The sequence below is a fragment of the Leptolyngbya sp. FACHB-711 genome (assembly GCF_014695615.1).
GTDB lineage: Bacteria > Cyanobacteriota > Cyanobacteriia > Elainellales > Elainellaceae > Leptolyngbya_A.
Genome location: NZ_JACJOR010000551.1, coordinates 1 through 2,729, shown reverse-complemented (window position 1 = coordinate 2,729; position 2,729 = coordinate 1). Strand labels below are relative to the sequence as shown.

4 protein-coding genes are annotated in these 2,729 nt (G+C 44.2%); 1 reads left to right on the top strand and 3 read right to left on the bottom strand.

The window, feature by feature from the left end; all coding sequences use genetic code 11:
- Window positions 1-145: 145 nt before the first annotated feature.
- From H6F80_RS27490 to H6F80_RS27480, 3 genes are all read right to left on the bottom strand, one after another.
- Window positions 146-397 carry a hypothetical protein gene (locus H6F80_RS27490; protein ID WP_190794705.1) on the bottom strand — a complete coding sequence of 84 codons (252 nt, stop codon included), beginning with the start codon at window positions 395-397 and terminating at the stop codon, window positions 146-148.
- Between the two features lie 361 nt (window positions 398-758).
- A complete protein-coding gene (locus tag H6F80_RS27485; RefSeq protein ID WP_190794704.1) occupies window positions 759-1,421 on the bottom strand; it encodes a hypothetical protein in 663 nt (220 codons plus the stop codon).
- A complete protein-coding gene (locus H6F80_RS27480) occupies window positions 1,381-1,761 on the bottom strand; it encodes a hypothetical protein (RefSeq protein ID WP_190794703.1) in 381 nt (126 codons plus the stop codon). The genes H6F80_RS27485 and H6F80_RS27480 overlap by 41 nt, the downstream gene beginning before the upstream one ends.
- Window positions 1,762-2,049: 288 nt before the next feature.
- Between H6F80_RS27480 and H6F80_RS27475 the strand changes: the two genes are divergently transcribed.
- Complete coding sequence (locus H6F80_RS27475) at window positions 2,050-2,475, top strand: hypothetical protein (RefSeq protein WP_190794702.1); 426 nt, start codon at window positions 2,050-2,052, stop codon at window positions 2,473-2,475.
- Window positions 2,476-2,729 lie beyond the last annotated feature (254 nt).

Here is a 2,729-nt window from a genome sequence, read left to right as displayed (position 1 = left end):
CGAGAACGGTTCGTCAAAGTCCCGAATCGATATCTTGTCGCACCAGTCATGAAGTTCGGCATCGGTCATCGCCAGTGCCATACTTCGGGCAGCTTCCCCTTGCTCGGTACGGGGGATGTGAATAATTACGTCTGGGGTAAATCCATCAAATGGGTTGGTCATTTAACTCCTGTCCAATTGCAATTCCAGTTACGCCGTGCAGGTCATTTTTGCTTTGAAACTCGATGAGATGGGCGTAGAAGTCATTCCAGTCGTTGGATGCGATCGCACACACCGCCAGCGCCTCCAACCTCGTGAGAAACGGTTCATGTTCCTGCCTGATGGCCTCTCGGCGTTCGTCGGGTTTGGATTCGCTAAAGTCTGCGTCATTGTCGTGTATGTCGGGTAAGTAAGTCATTGAATTAAGTTCTCCACAATGCTGAGTACGATCAACCAAAGGCTCAATTCAAACATGTGTGCATATCCGCAATTTGTAGATTTGCATGGTTGCAATGCCTTAGCACCTTTCGGCGGATTGGCGATGCTATTAATTTTTCAAGGTTCGGATTGTGCGAAAATCTAAAACTTCCAAGGTGATGTAGGTTTGAACTTGCCGAAAAAGACCAAATTTGTAGTGCACTCCAAAAAGTAGTTCAACCGGTCAAGTAATTGCATTTTCTTTTTCCCTTCTGAGTACGGTAATTGGTTGATTCGTTCGAGTTCTTGCTGGTAGTAAAGGCGCAAAGATTGTTCTGTGTTCAGCGCCTCTACCAATTCATTTAGTTCTTGGCGAAAGCTTCCCTCGCTTTCTTCAAAAAATCCGGTGCGTTCTCGCTATCAGCCTTTCCATCCCAGTTACCGAGCTTGGTCACAGCTTTAGGAACTGAAACGCCCAACCGTTCACGAATAAGGGCAGTGTTCACAGGAGTTTTGTTGAGAGCGGAAGAAAGGCGATCGCCTAATTGATTTTCTTTCTTCCGCAGTTGATCGAGTTCAAATTGTTCCCGCGCCGAATCCCGAATCGCTTGCTCGTCTTCGAGTTCCTTGTAGACTTCTACCCACTTCACCAGCGCTTCTAAGTCTGCAACGTGTGCAGCAGCGTTCATCACCACCTCCAGGTCAACCCCTGTACTGGCTGCAATATCCAAAATTTCATCGTCAGTAACAGTTAAAGCAGCTTCAACAGGCTCTTGATTGTTCTCCTTAACTTCTTGAGCTTGAGGCAGAGCTGTAACCTCCAAATTCCCATTCCTGTAATCCCTCAGTAACGTCAAATGCGCTTTGCTGATTTTTTCCTGTACTGTAGGATTGGCAATTTCATCAGGCAGTTCTTTACCTTGACTTTGCAGATAATTTGCTAATTCTGTAAGTAAAGAATTCAATTCCTCAACGCTATTCAGATTAAGCAGCGTGTATGCGTTTTGCTTGGTTAATACGGTCACTTTTTTCTCTCCTAAATTGCTCAAATTTTTCTCGTGTTAACTTGTCTCCGTTGTTGAAGAAAAAAGATTCTGCATCTCTTTTCCCGTAGTGGCAAACGATTATTCGGCAGATAGCTAGCAACCACACTTGATAGTGATTTAATCTTTGTCTCCGCCTTAAAGATTGGGCGTAAGGTTCACACCACCCCAACAAGATCTGTTCGTCTTTGTATACGGTGTTGAAATGAACGTCCCCTAATCCTTTTGCGATTTCCTGGCGGGTGTAGGTTGGCTTGTTTGTAAAATGCTCGAAAAGTATCTCAACCGTTTGCCAAATCTGCGATTCAGCTTTTTTGTCCATCACATGAGTGTGAATTCCTGTCGGTGTGATTTATGTCTGGTCTTCTACACCCTAGTCACAGTAGAGATTTTTGGCAAAACTTGTAAAATCCTTTGTTGCTTTAGGTTTACCGTAACCTGGTGTGAGTGAGGTGTGATTTATGTTTAATTCACATTCCCTGCCATGTCTGTTATGATAAGGCAGTATTTGCAAATTTGCAAATATAATTTTTTAGCAAATTAGCAAATTTGCAAACAGTGCAGCACTCTAGGACTCATGCAAAAATGAGTCAGAGTTAGTTTATGCAAATTGGCAAAAGCAAACGACCCAGACTATTTCCAACTGCGTGGGCATATCCCGAAAAAACTTGCCCTACGATTCAAGGCGATTTGTTCAATGCGTCAGATTGACTTTGGAGAAGGTATGGAAGAGGCTCTGGTACCTTGGGTGGAACAGGAGGAAAAGCGTCTACTACCAAAAGAAGAAAAGTCCAAGGCTAATGAGCCTCAGACCATAGCAGAACTAGTTAAAAACAACTACTTTGACCTGATGAACTCAGGCAAAATAAACCCTACTCGTTTGAAGGAGTTAGCGTTCGATGAAAAACCTACTACAGCGGAACTGGTCATTCTCGCTAATGTTCTGGACATCCCAGAAGAATTAGTGGTCGAGTTACGCGATCGCAGCTTTCCCCAAAAAAAGTCACGACCTAAACAGACCAATGGACATACTTAGTTATCTGCAACCTGGGTGGAATCTACGGTTAGGGACAAAGCGCTTAGTTATAGACGCACCAAACGAAGGTGCCGCCTATGACTTAATAACTAATGCATCTGAACAGTTAGCTTTATCTGTGGCTAATCTGCGTTTTAAAGAAGTGCGGATTTCTTGGGACGGGTGCCAGCGACCTTTGCGGGTATTGGCTTCGATGTCAGAGAGTCTTTCAAATACTCCAGAGATTTCCGACATGGTATTTAGTCGGCGCTTAG

Coding starts and splice junctions, on each gene's coding strand:
- H6F80_RS27480 (WP_190794703.1), bottom strand. CDS start 1,761: ATGGACAAAAAAGCTGAATCGCAGATTTGGCAAACGGTTGAGATACTT.
- H6F80_RS27490 (WP_190794705.1), bottom strand. CDS start 397: ATGACTTACTTACCCGACATACACGACAATGACGCAGACTTTAGCGAA.